General features: G+C 44.0%; 16 protein-coding genes. 4 read left to right on the top strand and 12 right to left on the bottom strand.

Annotation, left to right across the window (positions count from 1 at the left end):
• Positions 1 to 184 precede the first annotated feature (184 nt).
• The 5 genes from urtE to urtA all read right to left on the bottom strand — a co-directional run bounded on the left by urtE (position 185) and on the right by urtA (position 6,240).
• Positions 185 to 883: an urea ABC transporter ATP-binding subunit UrtE gene (gene urtE, locus ACZW67_RS01170; protein ID WP_465181850.1), complete on the bottom strand. Its 699-nt coding sequence runs from the start codon at positions 881 to 883 to the stop codon at positions 185 to 187.
• 78 nt (positions 884 to 961) lie between these two features.
• Entirely contained in the window at positions 962 to 1,807 is an 846-nt protein-coding gene (urtD, locus tag ACZW67_RS01165; protein ID WP_465181849.1) for an urea ABC transporter ATP-binding protein UrtD, read from the bottom strand.
• On the bottom strand, positions 1,807 to 2,877 hold the full coding sequence (urtC, locus tag ACZW67_RS01160) for an urea ABC transporter permease subunit UrtC (protein ID WP_101204890.1): 1,071 nt from the start codon (positions 2,875 to 2,877) through the stop codon (positions 1,807 to 1,809). Before urtC ends, urtD begins: the two co-directional genes overlap by 1 nt.
• Positions 2,878 to 2,887: 10 nt before the next feature.
• The gene (urtB, locus tag ACZW67_RS01155; RefSeq protein ID WP_465181917.1) at positions 2,888 to 4,504 is read right to left on the bottom strand and encodes an urea ABC transporter permease subunit UrtB; all 1,617 of its coding nucleotides are present in this window, start codon (positions 4,502 to 4,504) and stop codon (positions 2,888 to 2,890) included.
• 377 nt (positions 4,505 to 4,881) lie between these two features.
• Complete coding sequence (gene urtA / locus ACZW67_RS01150) at positions 4,882 to 6,240, bottom strand: urea ABC transporter substrate-binding protein (protein ID WP_465181848.1); 1,359 nt, start codon at positions 6,238 to 6,240, stop codon at positions 4,882 to 4,884.
• A 381-nt stretch (positions 6,241 to 6,621) separates the two neighbouring features.
• Here urtA and ACZW67_RS01145 point away from each other — a divergent pair, with 381 nt between their 5' ends.
• Both ACZW67_RS01145 and ACZW67_RS01140 read left to right on the top strand, forming a co-directional pair.
• Positions 6,622 to 8,277 carry a DUF4139 domain-containing protein gene (locus tag ACZW67_RS01145; RefSeq protein ID WP_465181847.1) on the top strand — a complete coding sequence of 552 codons (1,656 nt, stop codon included), beginning with the start codon at positions 6,622 to 6,624 and terminating at the stop codon, positions 8,275 to 8,277.
• Positions 8,278 to 8,368: 91 nt separating this feature from the next.
• Complete coding sequence (locus ACZW67_RS01140) at positions 8,369 to 9,184, top strand: NRDE family protein (RefSeq protein WP_465181846.1); 816 nt, start codon at positions 8,369 to 8,371, stop codon at positions 9,182 to 9,184.
• A gap of 104 nt (positions 9,185 to 9,288) precedes the next feature.
• On the opposite strand, the gene ACZW67_RS01135 is transcribed toward ACZW67_RS01140, so the two are convergent.
• Positions 9,289 to 9,807, bottom strand: a complete 519-nt coding sequence (locus tag ACZW67_RS01135) for an RNA pyrophosphohydrolase (protein ID WP_110923585.1) — start codon at positions 9,805 to 9,807, stop codon at positions 9,289 to 9,291.
• Positions 9,808 to 10,351: 544 nt separating this feature from the next.
• Between ACZW67_RS01135 and ACZW67_RS01130 the strand changes: the two genes are divergently transcribed.
• Together ACZW67_RS01130 and ACZW67_RS01125 are read left to right on the top strand one after the other, a co-directional pair.
• Entirely contained in the window at positions 10,352 to 10,765 is a 414-nt protein-coding gene (locus tag ACZW67_RS01130; protein ID WP_465181845.1) for an OsmC family protein, read from the top strand.
• Positions 10,766 to 10,779: 14 nt separating this feature from the next.
• The gene (locus ACZW67_RS01125; RefSeq protein ID WP_465181844.1) at positions 10,780 to 11,205 is read left to right on the top strand and encodes an MAPEG family protein; all 426 of its coding nucleotides are present in this window, start codon (positions 10,780 to 10,782) and stop codon (positions 11,203 to 11,205) included.
• 225 nt (positions 11,206 to 11,430) lie between these two features.
• On the opposite strand, the gene ACZW67_RS01120 is transcribed toward ACZW67_RS01125, so the two are convergent.
• The 6 genes from ACZW67_RS01120 to hisIE all read right to left on the bottom strand — a co-directional run bounded on the left by ACZW67_RS01120 (position 11,431) and on the right by hisIE (position 17,173).
• A complete protein-coding gene (locus ACZW67_RS01120; RefSeq protein ID WP_465181843.1) occupies positions 11,431 to 12,456 on the bottom strand; it encodes a tRNA dihydrouridine synthase in 1,026 nt (341 codons plus the stop codon).
• Positions 12,457 to 12,530: 74 nt separating this feature from the next.
• Complete coding sequence (locus ACZW67_RS01115) at positions 12,531 to 14,030, bottom strand: UvrD-helicase domain-containing protein (RefSeq protein ID WP_465181842.1); 1,500 nt, start codon at positions 14,028 to 14,030, stop codon at positions 12,531 to 12,533.
• Positions 14,031 to 14,209: 179 nt separating this feature from the next.
• A complete protein-coding gene (gene tatC, locus ACZW67_RS01110) occupies positions 14,210 to 15,076 on the bottom strand; it encodes a twin-arginine translocase subunit TatC (RefSeq protein WP_465181841.1) in 867 nt (288 codons plus the stop codon).
• A complete protein-coding gene (tatB, locus tag ACZW67_RS01105) occupies positions 15,076 to 15,771 on the bottom strand; it encodes a Sec-independent protein translocase protein TatB (protein ID WP_465181840.1) in 696 nt (231 codons plus the stop codon). The genes tatC and tatB overlap by 1 nt, the downstream gene beginning before the upstream one ends.
• 53 nt (positions 15,772 to 15,824) lie before the next feature.
• Positions 15,825 to 16,097: a Sec-independent protein translocase subunit TatA gene (gene tatA, locus ACZW67_RS01100; RefSeq protein ID WP_197102025.1), complete on the bottom strand. Its 273-nt coding sequence runs from the start codon at positions 16,095 to 16,097 to the stop codon at positions 15,825 to 15,827.
• A gap of 242 nt (positions 16,098 to 16,339) precedes the next feature.
• Entirely contained in the window at positions 16,340 to 17,173 is an 834-nt protein-coding gene (gene hisIE / locus ACZW67_RS01095) for a bifunctional phosphoribosyl-AMP cyclohydrolase/phosphoribosyl-ATP diphosphatase HisIE (protein WP_465181839.1), read from the bottom strand.
• Positions 17,174 to 17,294: the final 121 nt, after the last annotated feature.

Below are 17,294 nucleotides of genomic sequence, written 5' to 3'. Positions count from 1 at the left end.
GGTAGGAAGCAGGTAAGATGCTGAATGAAACAGGACAAATAGCTGTAATCGTGAAAAGGTTTCGTGATGACATGTCGAACAAGCAATAATCTTGGCAGCTAGCAGCTTAGGATAAAAATACCATTTTTAGTATTATCCAGCGTTCACTACCAATTTGTATTATTACATCTATTATTAAAAGAAATTAGATGGCGACCAGATCTTGCACTTTGTTTTCGATCATTGTGTCGCCTGCGCCTTGAGAGACTACTTTGCCGCGTGATAGCACGGTGTAGTTGTCAGCCAGCTCTTCGGCAAACTCATAGAATTGCTCAACCAGCACAATGGCCATGTCACCTTTGTCAGCCAAGTCACGTAGAACTCGGCCAATATCTTTAATAATAGAGGGCTGGATACCTTCAGTCGGTTCATCTAAAATCAACACAGTCGGCTCAGAGGCTAAGGCGCGGGCAATGGCAAGTTGCTGCTGCTGACCACCAGACAAATCCCCACCGCGCCGATGTTTCATCTCATCGAGTACCGGGAAAATATCGTATAAATGTTTGGGTACGTGTTTTGCCTTGCTGCGTGAAAACTTAGCCATACCAATCAAGATATTTTCTTCTACGGTCAGTGTCGAAAAGATATCACGACCTTGAGGCACATAAGCCAATCCTGCTCGTACTCGCTGCTCGGATGACATTTTGCTAATGTCTTTATCATTGAGCAAAATCTCTCCTGATTTAATCGGTAATATCCCCATTAAACATTTGAGTAGGGTGGTTTTACCCACGCCATTACGACCAAGTACCACACTGCATTCGCCGATGGGGGCTGTAAGCGAGACGTCTCGTAAAATATGGCTGCCGCCGTAATACTGGTTGATATCGTTCACTTGTAACATGGCTGTCTCCTAAACTCTAAAACTTTTCTAGTATTTTAAAGGTTATATTCGTTTGGCTCGTCTAAATGATTCGTTCAGCTATCGACCTAAATAGGACTCAATCACGGCTTCATTGGCTTGCACTTCTGCTAACGTACCTTCGGCCAAAATTGCCCCTTGTGCCAATACCGTGACTTTTTCACTAATGGCATCAATAAAGGTCATGTCATGTTCGACCACAACCAAGGTATGGTTCTTTTTAAGGCGTAGACACAGCTCGGCGGTATGCTCAGTTTCCGCATCAGTCATACCTGCTACAGGCTCATCAAGCAAAATTAGCTTAGGGCTTTGCATCAGCAGCATGCCAATCTCTAACCATTGTTTTTGCCCATGTGAGAGCAAACCAGCTGGCTTGTTGATTTTATCGGTCAGGCGAATTTGTTGTAGGGTAGCGTCGAGGGTATCGCGAGTATCGGCATTGAGTTTGTTGAATAAGCTTTTGACCACACGCTTGTCTTTCGGTGCGGCAAGTAACAGATTATCCATCACCGTAAAGTTTTCAAAGACAGTAGGTTTTTGAAATTTACGCCCGATGCCAGCTTCGGCGATTTCTTCAGTAGATAAATTAGCAAGATTGTGGGTTTGACCAAAAAAAACGCTGCCTTCAGTGGGCCGAGTTTTACCTGTGATGACATCCATTAGCGTGGTTTTACCAGCACCGTTTGGGCCGATAATGCAACGTAGCTCACCTTCTTCAATATATAGTGACAGATTGTTGAGTGCTCGAAACGAATCAAACCAAACACTTAAATCTTCTAAATATAATGCAATGCCATGGCTAAAATCGACGCCTGATGGCTTTGGGTGACTGTGGCCCGTCCCGCCATGAGTACGTCCATACTCATTAATAATTTGCTCAGTTGTTGACGGTTTATCATGTAGCATTACTGCTTCTCCTTTTTGAATCGATCGAACAAGCCCATAATGCCATTGGGCAAAAACAACGTCACGACGACGAACAGTCCACCTAATATCAATAGCCAAAACTCAGGGTAGGCGACCGTAAAGTAGGTTTTCACAGCGTTCACCACACCAGTACCTAAGATCGCGCCAATTAAGCTTCCTCGACCACCAGTTGCTACCCAGACAGCTATCTCAATTGAGTTAACTGGGTTCATCTCACTCGGATTGATAATGCCTACCTGCGGCACATATAGCGCACCTGCGATACCAGCAATGACAGCTGACAACACCCAAGCGGATAGCTTGTACCACAACGTACGGTAGCCTAGATACTGCAAGCGGTTTTCGCTATCACGAATGGCGCCAAGCACTCGACCATAAGGCTGATTCATTAAATGACGCAAACCCATATAAGAGACTAACAATGCTAAGGCCGTGACAAAGCACAGCATTGAACGAGTAGAGGCAGCGGTGATGTCATAGCCGAGTAAGGTGGTAAAACCAGTAAAACCATTGTTGCCACCAAAGCCTGTCTCATTACGGAAGAACAGCAAGGCTGCTGCATAGACCATGGCTTGAGTGATGATAGAAAAATAAACGCCTTTGATTTTTGAGCGAAAGGCAAAGAAACCAAAGATAAAAGCAACTAAGCCAGGCACTAATACAACCAGTGCGACTGCCCACCAAAAATGCTGCGTGCCAGCCCAGTACCATGGCATCTCGGTCCAGCTCAAAAATCGCATAAAATCAGGAAGCGCGTCGCCTGCTGTCTCGCGTGTTAGGTACATGCCAAATGCATAACCACCCAAGGCAAAGTACAGGCCATGTCCTAAGCTCAAAATACCGGCATAGCCCCAGACGAGATCTAGCGCCAGAGCCACCATCGCTAGCGCCATGATTTTGCCAATCAAGGTAATCCAGTAGGCTGAAAGGTGAAAAGCTGAAGTCTCCGGCATAAGATGTAGCCAAGGCAGTATCAGTAGTACGGCAAAACATAAGCCAATTAAAACAGCACTACGCGGGGTATCAGACAGTAATTTGGTCAGTATCATAAGATTCTCCTTATTCGACAAAGCGGCCTTTAAGTGCAAATAAACCTTGTGGCCGTTTCTGAATAAACAGAATCACAAGAACCAATAATACAATCTTAGCCAGTACCGCACCGATACCAATCTCAAGTACCGTACCACTCACACCAAGTCCTAAGGCGGCCAATACTGCGCCCCAGACTTGTCCGACGCCGCCAACGACGACGACCAAAAACGTATCAATGATATAGGTTTGACCCAGATCAGGACCTACGTTGCCGACTTGGGCAAGGGCACAGCCTGCCATACCAGCCAGCCCAGAGCCCAAACCAAACGCCATCATATCGATACGTGCAGAAGGGATGCCGACAGCACGTGCCATTTGACGGTTTTGGGTAACGGCTCGTATAAACAAGCCAAAGCGCGTTTTGTTGAGTAAGTACACCAGTAGAGCCACGACAATGACAGTAAAACCAATAATGGCGATGCGGTTATAAGGCAGTACTAAACTTGATGACACTTGATATGCGCCGCTGAGCCATGCCACGTTACTGACTTCAACGTTCTGAGCACCGAAAATCATCCGTACTAATTGCATCAAAATCAGGCTAACCCCAAAGGTCGCCAATAATGTCTCTAGCTCACGACCATATAATGGGCGAATCACGATACGTTCAATAATCATGCCGATGACAGCGCTGACTAAAAATGCAGCTGGAATAGCAGCAAGCAAATACCAACCTGCCATATTCGGTATATAAGCTTGAAAGAAATTTTGAACCATATAAGTGGTATACGCGCCAATCATAATCAGTTCGCCGTGTGCCATATTAATCACGCCAAGCAAACCAAAGGTAATGGCAAGACCAAGCGCGGCGAGCAGTAAAATACTGGCGGTACTCATACCGGTGAAAATATGACCCGTCCATGTGCTTATCTCAATACGGCGTGACACACTAGACTCAGCATCGATAAGTGCCGCTTTGAGCGAGGCGTCTAAGCTATCAGCCGCGAGGGCAGACTCGATATCGACTAATACTTGTGGGCTATCACTATCAGCAAGTAGCTTTACGGCTGCGATTTGAGTGGGTAGGTCGCCGTTTTTGAAATCTATACGAGCCTGTAGGGCGGTTAGCGCTTTTTTGACTTTAGCACTGTCTTCATTTGCCGCTGCTGCCGTAATAATGGCTGGATCTACTTGGTCAATATTATTCGCTAAAATATCGACGGCTTGTAGTCGCTGAGCGGGCTTGTCAGAATCTAGCTTTACCTTAGCCTGTCCAAAAATGAGCGCTGAGCGTAGCGCATTGGTTAAGGTGATTTGTGATAAATCACTAGGCCAGTCAGCTGTCTCTTCTTTATTAGGATAGGTAAATAGCTGATCATCTTTATTAAGCAAATAAGTTTGCCCACCGTTACCTTGATATAGTTCATCATTTGCAATGAACTCAACCAAGCTATCTAGACTCTCAACCGATCCAGGCCAGTCACTTAACATGGTTTGGCGCTTACTAAAATCGCCAGCTACAAATTGTTGAATGGCATCGCCTGAGTTTATAGCTGTTGTCGAGGTATCGGAGATGATGGCTTGAGTAGAAGTGGATATGTTCTCAGGCGTGACCAGTGATGGCTCACTATGAGTAGTATTCATATCATGGTCATGTGGTTGACCGTCATGGTCAGCATGCGCAGAGGTGGTGAAAATTGTTATAAATAATGCAGTCAGAGCAAGTAGCCGCATAGGTATAGATATTGAAAAAATCGCAGCGTGCCTCATTAACCCGCTCGTTGATGCTTGCTGATCATTACCATTCTTAGATGATATTTGCCCTGCAAAGGGGCATAAAATGTGACGCTGCATGTGCGGCTCCCTGTTTTCCACGGTCAACGAATTCTTGGCTCTACTGCTTAGCGTACTAAGCAATAGAGATATGGATAAGGCATTTAGGTATATAGCGTGTTGAAAATAAATGTGGAGAGTGGGCGTTGATTAACGCGGTATCATCACCAATTTATTTAGGGAATAGCCTATTTAGGAATGTACTCGCTCCATGGCTGCGCTTGAATAACCTCTGGGGTTTTAAAAATCGTATCAAACTGTCCGTCGGCACGAATTTGACCAATCATCACAGGCTTCCATAAATGATGGTTTGTGTCATCCATTTTTAATGTGTAACCAGAAGGCGCATCGAACGTCTGACCAGCCATACTAATACGTACTTTATCAACATCAGTGGTGCCTGCTTTTTCAACAGCTTGCTTCCACATATTGATACCGACATAGGTAGCTTCCATTGGATCATTGGTCACGACTTTTTCAGCGTTCGGTAGTTTTTGGTCTAATGCATATTGCTTATAGCGTTTGGTAAATTCACTGTTAGTTGGGTTTTTGATTGACATAAAGTAGTTCCATGCCGCCAAATGACCTTGCAATAGGCTGGTGTCGATACCGCGCAATTCTTCTTCACCGACTGAGAATGCCATGACTGGAATATCTGACGCTTTGATGCCTTGGTTGGCAAGCTCACGATAGAACGGAACGTTTGAATCGCCGTTGATGGTAGAAATTACTGCTGTTTTCTTGCCCGTTGAGAATTTTTTGACATTAGATACGATGGTTTGATAATTGCTGAAACCAAATGGTGTGTATTCTTCCATGATGTCTGCATCAGCCACGCCTTTTGATTTCAAAAATGCCTTTAAAATCTGATTGGTGGTACGTGGATAGACGTAATCAGTGCCTAGCAATACGAATCGCTCTGCACCGCCGCCTTCTTCACTCATCAAGTATTCTACTGCTGGAATAGCTTGCTGATTTGGCGCCGCACCCGTGTAAAAGATATTTTCTGACTGCTCTTGTCCTTCGTACTGCACTGGATAGAACATCAGGCCATTTAACTCTTCAACTACTGGCAGTACTGATTTGCGTGATACCGATGTCCAACCACCAAAAATAACATCCACTTTATCTTGAGTTAATAACTGACGTGCTTTTTCAGCAAATAATGGCCAATCAGAGGCAGGGTCAACGACTACAGGTTCTAGCTGCTTACCCAGTACGCCGCCATTGGCATTGATTTCATCAATGGTCATTAATGCGGTATCTTTTAGAGAGGTTTCGGAGATGGCCATGGTGCCAGACAATGAGTGCAATATACCCACTTTGATGGTCTCGCCATCAGCAGCAGGCTCAGTCGTTGTTTCTGTGGTGGTTTCAGCTGTTGTCTCTGTCGATGTTGCGGTTTCTGCAGGTTTTTGACAGGCAGCGAGACTCAAACTACTAATGACGGCTATCGCCAATAATGAAACGCGTGATTTGATTTTGCTGTGAATATTCGACTCAACAAACTGAGGGTTGGCTAAAATTGGTAACGAAAACATGGACATCTCCTAAGTAAATACAAAAGATAAAATACTGTTACTTAACAGTAATTAATAATTCAAGTTCCGTGCCAAGTTAAAAAGGCCATTATTCGGGAAATAACAGCACAATAACTAAAAATGGTAGCGTTTTTTCATTAATCTAGTGCATAGACTTTGATAATTTGCACCATAAAAGGGAATAGATAGAGAAACTGTGCAGAATGTAAGAATATGACGTTAGCTCTAACAGAGACGTTTGTTGCTAAAAAGTCTCAAAAACGCTACGGTTATATCTTTGAAAGATATTATTTTTGATAGAAATTGTCTTGTGTACTTATATGATGGCAAGTCTGATAGTAAAAGTACGCTGCTGCCATAATGGATTTTACTTCTAAGGAATGATGTATGAATGCACATGTAATACAGGCGTCTGTTTCAACAGACCATGGCAGCGCATTACCGCCGCTTAATAAAATGACTAGATGTTTGGTTTTGCCGCTTATGTTTGGTGGTAGTGCCGTATTGGGATTGTCTTCGGCGCAAGCGGCCACGAGCAACGTTGAACAAGTTACTATTTATCAAGGGTTGGCAAGCGTGACACGGGCGTTGCCCATCATAGGTAACGGTGAGCAAACCGTTGTATTTTCGTGCTTGTCACCTCAAATGGACAAAGAGAGCTTGAGTGTACAAGCGGTGGGTAACGTCAACGTCGGTGAAATCAGTATTGAAGAATTGACTGGAGAGCAAGCAGCGCAATGCCAATATCAAGGTGATGCTAAGGTGCAGACGCAGCAAAGTACTTTAGCCAATATCAATGCTGAGTTAGAGGCCGCACGCTTAGCAAAAGCATACTTGCAGAATTTGACCAAAGCCACGCAGGTCAATACGGATAGTACAATTGCCAATAATGCGCGCGACATAGAGACTCAAGCGACTAGTATTAACCAAAGAATTTTAGAGATTCAACAGCGTCAGGCGCGTGCTCAAGATGCACTTAATCATCTTATGTCAGGCAGCGCGATATCAACCTTTAATAATGTGACACAGGTGAGTGTACGCACGGCCAGTCGCTCGCCAAGTAGCGTTAAGTTGCACTACCAAGTGCGCGGCGCAGGTTGGGAGCCTGCGTATCAAGCCCGCCTAAATACGACTAGTGAGCAGTTAAGTATCACCGCCTCTGCGATTATCGCTCAGCAGACGGGTGAGAATTGGACCAATGTACCTGTGACACTCAGTACCGTTAATCCCAATCAGAGTACGACAGGGCAACTGCCGTATGTGCAGCGTCTGTCATTATATGAAGAGAATCAAGATGCGAATGTTAGGCGTGAGTCACCTATGATGGATGCTGCTCCTGTGATGATGGCAGAAGCGGCTTACATCAAAAGATCAGGAGTCAGTATGGCACCGCTACCGAATTTCAGCGTCAGTAGTCAAAATAAAAACGGCATCATTGAGTATCGCTTACCGCAGCTGGTTAGTATTCCAAGTGATGGCAGACGGGTGCGTACAGTGATTGGAGAGCAATCTGGTAGCAGTAAGCTATGGATTCGCAGCACACCAAGCGTCGAGACGGCCGCCTATTGGTATGCATCAGCGCCATTTCTAACACCAGATTGGGTTGATGGGTCATTACAGCTATACCGTGATGACAACTATGTAGGTCAATCACGTTATAGTTACCAAATGCTAAAAGAGCAAGGCATCGGTTTTGGTAGTGATCCAAATATGCTTGTGAAAGAGTTGACCAATGAAGACAAGCAAGGTGAGAAAGGTGTGCTAAACCGTACGCAAACCATAACAACCACCAACGCCTATCAGTTTACCAATCAGCATAATCGCAGTGTACGCTTGCAGGTACTAGGCAGTGAGCCTATCAGTCGCGATGACAGTCTGAAGGTTACGGTCACTCATACGCCGCCTGTAACCGAACGAGATTGGAATGACAATCAAGGCATAGTGGCATGGGAGTTTGACTTACCAAGCAAGCAGTCACAAGTGATACGCTCGACGTCTCAGGTTAGCTATCCTGCTAATAAGCTGTTAGCTGGCAATCGATAAATGCTACTTGATTAGTAAGTAAAACCTCAAATGATGCTCTTTATTTTTGCTAAAAAGCATTGGTATAACAGATTATTATAAAAGGAATACTATGTGTATCGTCGCCATTGCTTGGCAGTTGTTTGATGAGCTGCCATTGGTATTATTGTCCAATCGTGATGAGTTTCTGGAGCGTCCAACTGAGTCGCTACATCAATGGTCTGATCAACCTATTTATGCTGGACGTGATAAGCAAAGCGGTGGCACGTGGTTAGGCATTCATCAAGAAAAAAAGACAGGTTTTTTTGAGCAGAATGGTCGTTGGGCTGCGGTACTAAACTTTCGTGATGGCGTGCAGGCAGGAACAGACGAACGTTCGCGCGGTGCGCTCGTGACTGACTTTTTGACAAGTATTATTAGCCCGATGGATTTTGCCCGAAATATTACTTTGCAAGATTACGCTGGATTCAATCTTATTATTGGTGATACAGCACAAGCCGTCATTGTCAATAATCGCGGTCATGCGCCAACGCCATTGTATGCAGGTTTGCATGTGCTCTCTAACGGTCAGCCAGAGGACAGTTGGTTTAAGACAGAACGTTTACGTGGCAGGCTGCGTCAAGAAGTATTGCCACTGATTGCTGAGGACAGCTCGCCTGAGTACTGGCAAGAGGCAGCTCTCGATGTATTATCTGATAATACGCCCGCACCAGCAAATAAGCTGCCTGATACTGGCGTGGCGTTTGAGGTGGAGCAGATGCTGTCTTCTGTTTATATTGAACCAGTGGCTTTTGGCAATACAGAAAACAATGTACCCACTTATGGGACTCGTACCCAAAGTATTTTGACGTTGCGCAAAGAGGGCGCTACGGGCGAAAAATTCACGGCCAATATTACCAGTCGAGAGTTTGATCATCACTCAAAGTAACTGAAAACAATAGCTGGAAACCAATAAAAAACACCCTCGGTAATGGCTAAAATTCTAGCAATTACCGAGGGTGTTTTTTATTACATTATAAATTGAGCGATTTATTACACTATCAAATGATTTTCTTGCTCAGGGATAATCAGTTCTTGCTTTAAGGGGAGTTCGCGTACCAGTTCTTGCAAGGCACGGCGGTAAACTCCTCGTTTAAAATGAATCACTTGTCCGAGTGGATACCAGTAACTGACCCATTGCCAATGGTCAAATTCCGGCTTCCCTTCATCGAAGCGGATATGTTGAGTATTTGCCTCATCTAAGCGCAGCAAAAACCATTTTTGTTTTTGCCCAATACACAAAGGGTGTTGTCCATGCCGCACATAGCGTTTTGGCAGACGATAACGCAACCAATCTTGCGTCACTGCCAACAAGTCTACATGACGCGGATGTAGGCCGACCTCTTCCCAGAGCTCGCGATACATCGCATCCATCGGCGTCTCTCCGCGGTCGATACCGCCTTGCGGAAACTGCCAAGCGTTGTGACCAATACGTTTTGCCCACAGAACCTGCCCTTGTGTATTTGCCAAGATGATGCCGACATTGGCGCGAAAGCCGTCTGCATCTATCATGACTAAACCTTTTTAATTTATTTAAAATAGCTTATTTCAATCTAAAACCATGACAATAATCATAATTATTATAAGGTGATTGTTGTCGATATTCGGTCAAAATAAGATTCATTACCGTTATTAAACCAAGAAACAAGCAAAATGTGTAACAGTATTTTGCTATAAAATGTTTCACGAGTTTAGCTGTTTAAAATCAAGTAGTTATAAATAGACTTTTGTAAGTCTATTTAAAGGGTATTACGGCAAGGGTAAGTTTCAGTAATGACGGTAATATAAGTGTATTGGGATTAATTTACGACTTAAAAAATATCGTTGTCAATAAACCATGCAGTAAAGCAGCTAGACTAGCTACACATGACTAAGGTCATGGCAATAGCCAACGACAGTTAACGACAATGGGGATATAAAATCTCGCTTTGGCTTATGCTACACTAGCAACGTGATATAACTACCCATACAGTATTAAGGCAACGGGTATTATTAAAAATAAAAAGCAGAGAACCTGCTAATTGAAATCTAATAATTGAAATAAGGAAAAGGCAAAATGTCAGAGTCAAAAGCAAGTGTTACGTGGCAAGAAAACAAAGCATTTATGGGCGTGTCACCGTCAGGACATAATGTACAAATCGATGCAGACAAAGAAAAAGGCGCCAGTCCAATGGAGCTGATTTTATTAGGGCTTGGTGGTTGTGCTAGCTATGATGTGGTAGAGATTTTACAAAAATCACGCCAAGCAGTGACAGATGTACGTTGTGAGCTAACCGCCCAGCGCGCTGAAACCGTACCAGCGGTATATACCGATATTCATATGCATTTCGTGGTGATGGGTCAAGATGTCAAAGAAAAACAAGTCGAAAAAGCCATCCATTTATCAGCAGAAAAATACTGCTCAGCCAGTAGAATGTTGGTACAGGGCGGCGTGAACGTCACTCATGATTTTGAAGTTATAGCAGGGTAGAGGCGAATATATTAATGAATGCACTTTTGGAGTTGGTCTCTAATACCGCAGCATCTGCCATTTCGGCAATGGTGGTGGCAAGCTTACTACCATGGTTAGTATCAATCGTTGCAAAAGCGTCTGGCGGTTTTAAGCTCAGAAATAATGCGCATCCTCGCGATTTTTTTCAGCATGGGACAGGGGTTGTAGCACGTGCTAATGCGGCACAGCAAAACAGTTATGAGACGTTGCCTATATTTTTGGCGGCTGTCTTAACAGCGATGCTATTCTTCGTTCCGCAGGCGATTATCAATGTATTGGCTTGGCTATATGTGCTGATTCGTATTGGTTTTTGTGTGGCTTATATCACCAATTTGTCGGCTTTTCGCTCGATACTTTGGGCGTTATCGATGGCTTGTTCTTTGATGCTGTTCTATTTAGCGATTCGAGTGAGTGTATAACACTTGAGAGTTAATTTTTATAGGGTCTAGGGCGTATCATCAATCAGCACATTAATACATTTAGTGGTCTTAAAATGGCTAAATTTTGCTAAACATCGTCAGTAATTTTGTCAATATGTTCATATTAACGGCAATTTCTTCCTTGTTTATCTATAATTTTTCTCATTTTAAGCCTCACAATCTAATTGATGACACGCCCTAGATCAACCAAATATGAGTAGGTGATTATTGTTGTATGCTAGATTGTAGCGCACTGATAATCACTGCTTTATTTTTTTCTCGTTTGATACTTTCCCATAATACCTGCGCCTCAGCATAGCCTTTGGTGAGCATCGCGAGCCATTGCTTATAACGACCGACCAATATCACTTCAGTTTTAGCCCGACCTTCCAAGAACTTTATCTGATGGGTGACCATCGCTTTCCACGACAACGTTGCCGCACTTAGCATGGCATCATCTGAACCGCAATCCACACGAGCAACTAAATCTGGACGGGTAACCGCACCGCGACCTAACATTAAATGTTCTGTAGCAGCTTGCGTCATGCAGTTCTGTGCATGTTCTGAATTCCATATTTCACCGTTGGCAATGACTGGAATATCGAGCGCGTTAAAACTTTGAATCTTATCCCAATAGGCGGGTGGCTTATAGCCTTGGGTTTTGGTCCGTGCATGAATGGTCAACCAATCAGTACCACTGTCGTTAATCGCGCCACGAATATCATCCATTCTACTGGTATCGGTATATCCCAAACGAATCTTGGCCGAGACTGGAATGTCAGCAGGTACCGCTTTCCGCACTGCACTGATAATCTGATACATGGTTTCAGGTTCATCCAATAATACGGAACCACCACGATGGCTGTTTACTGTCTTGGCAGGGCAACCAAAATTGATGTCAATAGCAGGTGCACCAAGCTCGGCAGCATAAGCAGCATTGTCTGCCATAAGTTGCGCTTCGCTGCCTAAAAGTTGCAAATGAATTGGTGTGCCACAGGTAGTCTTGGCATCATGACGCAATTCTGGAACGTATTTATAAAACACATGCGCGGGTAAAACGTGCTGAGTCACACGAATAAACTCGCTCACCGACCAATCATAGGGACGACCTAAATCTGCCGCAATCTGCGTGAGAATTTGCCGCATCAACGGATCGGTTAGCCCTTCCATTGGTGCAAGGAGGCGGACAGGATTGGCAAATAACTGACGGATGGTGTTTTGACGTGCTTGAAGTTGCTGACTATTATTCATGCTTATTGTTCACTGCTAAAGGTCGTTATAAAAAAGATAGAATGAAGCTTGAGGTTGGCAGAGATGGAGGATAATTAAGTCTTACCAAAAATCACTTTTTTACCTGTCTGCAATCCTGATATTAGATCTTTAATATTATGAATGTCTAAGTTGGTCTGGGCACGCGTACAGGCGACATAGAGTAAACGCAATTCTTCTGGGCTTATCTTGACGGCGTTGGTGGTGACATCATAATAAAAATCATCGTCCAACTGCACCCTTCCCCATTCGAGCCCTTTGGCTTTGTGAGCAGTTGAGATGACATAGTCAGCATTTTCGATACTGGTCAAGCTATTGACCGCTTGGCTCAGGACATTGGTGCCATGGTCATCGACCAACTTCACCAGAGTTTTGAGATCGCTGCCTTCATTGGTTTCGGCGTATTCTTGTACATCGCCCCAATTATAAAAATATGCCAGCTCGGGCACACCATAAGCAGACTTGCCATTTTTTAAGTTTTCGGCGGCCTGACAGAATTTGAGCATGCGATCTGTATCGGCTTGCAGCGCCACTCTATGACCGAGTTTAAGTCCAGTCAATAATTGCGACATCGCAGCGGCATTTGTACGGCATAGAATGGCATCTTTTTTACTGTGTACCATGCCTTTTTCGGTAGAGGATTGTTTATTAGGATTGCCCTTGAGCGGCACGTCTTCTTGCAATGCCTTCAACAATGTATTGGCAACTTCGGCAATTGGCTCGCCAAAGCGAAAAGACTGCGTCAATAAGGTTTGCGGCAGCGGCAGTTTTTTCATTGCATTGACCGCACCGCGCCACTCGTAAATCTGCTGATGCGCATCGCCTACATAGATGACCTGTCTCGGTTGTTGAGTCAAAATCCCCATCATCAATGGATCTGCATCTTGTGCTTCATCAAATAAGATAAAATCCGCTGGAATGCTTGGCTTAGACAGTGCCCAAAGCTTCAGATAAATATCATGCCCGATGCCAGCAGGATGACGCGCATCAATCGACTGTAACCAACGATGCTCTACGGCAGGGTAGAGCATCTCACGCAATTGCTCTGCATCTGACTCATCGAGCCAACTTGGAAACAATATATGTCTGGGTGCAGGGTAGCTGGCATGCGTACTACAAAAATTGCTCACGGCGTCACTGACGAAGCGCGATAATCGAGCTGGCGTGAGCGTAATATATTTGTTTATGCCATCCATTTGCCGACGCACTTGGACGGGTTGCAAGCCCAAATCATCGCCAAGCCGCTTGGGTGAAAAGCGCGGCAAGGATAGTTTGGCCGTGATATCACGTGCGACATGACGATAGGCAAGTGAGTGAAAAGTACGACATTCCACATGTGGTGGAAACTTTGAACGAGCATCATTGGCAATCGTTTTGTTAAAGGCTAAATATAAGCCGCGTCCGCGCAGGCGCTCACCGATTAGCTTTAATGTCGTGGTTTTACCAGCACCCGCATAAGCCACCACTTTGAATGACTTGTGATCCATCGCCATATTGAGCGCATTTAATTGCTCGTCAGTGGGATCGCTCATATAAGCTGGCATAGATGCGGACATAACAAAGTTACCTAAAAGAGTAAAACATGGTCAAAAATGATGGGGGTAAAAAAAGCCACTGCATAGACAATGGCTGATTAGTGATAATATAGTCAAAAGATGTATCGACGATTACTTGAGGCTGAAGTAACCATATTAACAGATTAGCGCGTTGGCCTGTTTTGAATTAACTGGTAAGTTCATTCTTTGTGCGAGGCCGTATTAGCAGCTAGAGCAGCGCTAGGCTCTTCTTTGATTAAGATTTTGGCTAAAAACAAACCAAGCTCAAACAACAACCACATCGGAATGGCAAGCATAAGCATCGATACCCCATCGGGCGGTGTGACAACTGCTGCCACGGCAAAACAGCCGACAATGATATAGCGGCGTTTGTCTTCTAAGCTCTGAATGGAGACAATGCCAGTCAATATCAATAGCAAAGTGACGACTGGAATCTCAAAGGTCAGTCCAAATACCATAAACAGTTTGAGTGCAAAGCTTAGATAACTGTCAATATCTGTCATTGGTAGGACGTTTTGCGGGGCAAACATGATAAAGAACTTTAGCACCCCTTTGAGTACGATAAAGTAAGCAAACGCCACACCAGAATAAAATAAAAATATAGAGGATAGCAGTACAGGAATAGCAATTTTCTTTTCTTTTTTATATAAGCCTGGTGCGACAAATGACCAAATTTGATACAAAATATAAGGCATGGCAAAGAATGCAGCGACAAAGACAGTCAGACGTATCGGAGCCATAAAATTGGAGGTGATGTCTGTCGCAATCATGGTTGAATTGGCTGGCAGTTGTGCAACCAGTGGGTCAGACAACAAGTTATATAGCTCGCGCGAATAGCCTACCAAAGCCAAAAATATGACCAGTACCGCAACACATATTTTGATCAAGTGTCTACGTAACTCAATCAAATGCTCTGTAATGGGCATGTCAGCTACAGCGCTTAACGCATCTGTAGACTCATTTTTATCCATTGTATCGGTAGTTGCTTCTTTATCTGAACTAGCGGCTTTTTCTTGACGGCTTTTTTTGCGTTTGAATAATCCCATCAATCAGACTCCTGTTTATTGTCAGAAGTTTGGGTACTTACAGGACTATTTAATAAAACATCAGCTTTATAATTTGGTAAGTAGGGAGGCATAGGCAGACGGCGAGCTTTGTCATACGCACCAAGACGGAACCACATATTTTCCCAAGGTTTGGTCGTGATGTTTTGAACCACTTGATGAGTATTATCTAGGGGTGTCCTACCTGTGGGAAAGCCGTGCAAACTGTCGTCTGCTTCTAATGGCTGCTTAGTATCTGCTAGTGTCGTATCTTGCCCATAGGCGTAATCGAATTCTTTAGGCGTGCCTGACTGACTTTTTTGTTCACTACTATTTTGCTCACCATTATTTTCATCAGCTCTGCCATGTGTAGCCTTACCGACAGTATCATGTGCTGCATTGAATTGTTGGTTTTGAGCATTTTCAAACTCTTTCATATTGCCACGCATTTCTGCTAGCTCGCGTTTCATATCCGACTCAGTTTGACGAATTTTGGCCAGCTCTTTTTGCATTTGCTGGCGTGTTTCAGCCAAATCTAATTCAGCCTCTATTTCAGACTGTAAGGTAGAAACCGTGCGGCGAATTTTGGCATACCATTGCCCAGCCGTCCGTGCTGCCTGAGGCAGTTTTTCTGGACCTAGGACTATCAAGGCGATTATGCCAAAAAGGAGTAATTCGGAAAACCCAATATCAAACATAATGGTTGAGTGTCACTATCTAGGAACTACAGGCTGGCGAAGTGCTATAGGCATTATACGTTGTGCTTATCGTCAGTTGGGGCTGCGTTGATATCGCTATTATTGACGTTGTCAGTAGCTGAGCGCTCTGTGGTACGGGTATTGTTATCATGATCAAGGACGGCGTGCTTTTTAGCATGCTCTGTATTTTCGTCTTTGACCGCTTCTTTAAAGCCCTTAACTGCGCCGCCTAAATCTTTGCCAGCATTTCTCAGTTTAGAGGTGCCAAATACGACGACCACCACAACCAATAGTATCAGCCAATGCGTAATAGAAAAACTGCCCATAAAGCTATCCTTATGTCTTGGTTTTCAGTCTATATATGAATACTTTACGTTTATAGCTTTGCATTTATTACATAGCAATATAGTAAAAAAAAGTATCGACATATAATGCGACGTTAAAAGAGCTATATTATAACCTGCAGTTGTGACAAAAGGGTGAAATCGCAAAATATTCAAACAGAGTAGCTGATTATTTTACGATTTCACAAGCTGTCTTCATTAGACTGATTTTACAACATCACAAGTTATCGTGACGCCTTTTCATCGATGCCCGAGAGTCCAAAGCGACGTCCTAGCTCGTTTAATACAGCGTCCGACTCAATATCGAACCATGCCAGTCCAACCAACGTATGAAACCAGACATCAGCTACTTCATAAATGAGCTCATGACGTGCCTCATCATATTGCGCTTTGTCTATGTTTTCGTCGCAATGGGCAAAGTCTTTGGCAGCGATGATGCTTTCAGTACTTTCTTCACCGACTTTTTCTAATATTTTATTCAACCCTTTGGCGTATAGGCTTGCCACATAAGAGCTATCAGCATCTGCTTGCTTACGCTCAGCCAATACATTATCAAGCTGCTGCAAAATAGATGCACTTTCTGTTTGGCTCTCATTATTCGCGACTGTGCCAACTGCATTAGCTTCATTATCTTGATGAGGAGCACTCGTTGCATCTGAATGGTAGATATCAGCAGGATCTTTTAGCACCTTATCAACGGTTTCCCACTCAGGCGTTTGTCCAGATAAATCTAAACGCTGATAAAAACAAGACTCTCGGCCAGTGTGGCAAGCAATACCGCCAGCTTGGGTGACGTTCAGTACAATCACATCTGCATCACAGTCCAAGCGAATATCGTGGACAGTTTGAGTATGACCTGACGACTCGCCTTTGTGCCACAGCTTATTGCGTGAGCGCGAAAAATAAACCGCCGTCTGCGTTTGTGCAGTCAGTTGGAGCGCTTCCGCATTCATCCATGCCATCATCAAAATACGCCCAGACTTATGGTCTTGAGCAATTGCAGGAATCAAACCATCATCATTAAATTTTATGGCAGCCAGCCAAGCAGGTAAAGTCATAATATATCTGTCATCTTATAAGTATGAAGTAAGGAATGGTCAATGCATCAAGCGTACTCACTCTCTTGACATGGTGAGCGAAGAAGCTGCTTAAGCAAAGACAGTATTTTAAGAAAAACAA

It is taken from the genome of Psychrobacter sp. TPE 89C (genome assembly GCF_055522395.1).
The sequence above is the reverse complement of the archived record's forward strand: the minus strand, read 5'-3'. Positions and strand labels throughout refer to the sequence as shown.

Bases quoted from the DNA above. Each gene is read 5' to 3' on its own strand.
- urtC (WP_101204890.1), bottom strand. From the start codon at position 2,877: ATGATACTGACCAAATTACTGTCTGATACCCCGCGTAGTGCTGTTTTA.
- ACZW67_RS01120 (WP_465181843.1), bottom strand. From the start codon at position 12,456: ATGAATAATAGTCAGCAACTTCAAGCACGTCAAAACACCATCCGTCAG.
- ACZW67_RS01135 (WP_110923585.1), bottom strand. From the start codon at position 9,807: ATGATAGATGCAGACGGCTTTCGCGCCAATGTCGGCATCATCTTGGCA.
- urtA (WP_465181848.1), bottom strand. From the start codon at position 6,240: ATGTCCATGTTTTCGTTACCAATTTTAGCCAACCCTCAGTTTGTTGAG.
- ACZW67_RS01125 (WP_465181844.1), top strand. From the start codon at position 10,780: ATGAATGCACTTTTGGAGTTGGTCTCTAATACCGCAGCATCTGCCATT.
- tatA (WP_197102025.1), bottom strand. From the start codon at position 16,097: ATGGGCAGTTTTTCTATTACGCATTGGCTGATACTATTGGTTGTGGTG.
- urtD (WP_465181849.1), bottom strand. From the start codon at position 1,807: ATGCTACATGATAAACCGTCAACAACTGAGCAAATTATTAATGAGTAT.
- ACZW67_RS01145 (WP_465181847.1), top strand. From the start codon at position 6,622: ATGAATGCACATGTAATACAGGCGTCTGTTTCAACAGACCATGGCAGC.
- ACZW67_RS01130 (WP_465181845.1), top strand. From the start codon at position 10,352: ATGTCAGAGTCAAAAGCAAGTGTTACGTGGCAAGAAAACAAAGCATTT.
- ACZW67_RS01140 (WP_465181846.1), top strand. From the start codon at position 8,369: ATGTGTATCGTCGCCATTGCTTGGCAGTTGTTTGATGAGCTGCCATTG.
- hisIE (WP_465181839.1), bottom strand. From the start codon at position 17,173: ATGACTTTACCTGCTTGGCTGGCTGCCATAAAATTTAATGATGATGGT.
- urtB (WP_465181917.1), bottom strand. From the start codon at position 4,504: ATGAATACTACTCATAGTGAGCCATCACTGGTCACGCCTGAGAACATA.
- urtE (WP_465181850.1), bottom strand. From the start codon at position 883: ATGTTACAAGTGAACGATATCAACCAGTATTACGGCGGCAGCCATATT.
- tatC (WP_465181841.1), bottom strand. From the start codon at position 15,076: ATGGGATTATTCAAACGCAAAAAAAGCCGTCAAGAAAAAGCCGCTAGT.
- ACZW67_RS01115 (WP_465181842.1), bottom strand. From the start codon at position 14,030: ATGTCCGCATCTATGCCAGCTTATATGAGCGATCCCACTGACGAGCAA.
- tatB (WP_465181840.1), bottom strand. From the start codon at position 15,771: ATGTTTGATATTGGGTTTTCCGAATTACTCCTTTTTGGCATAATCGCC.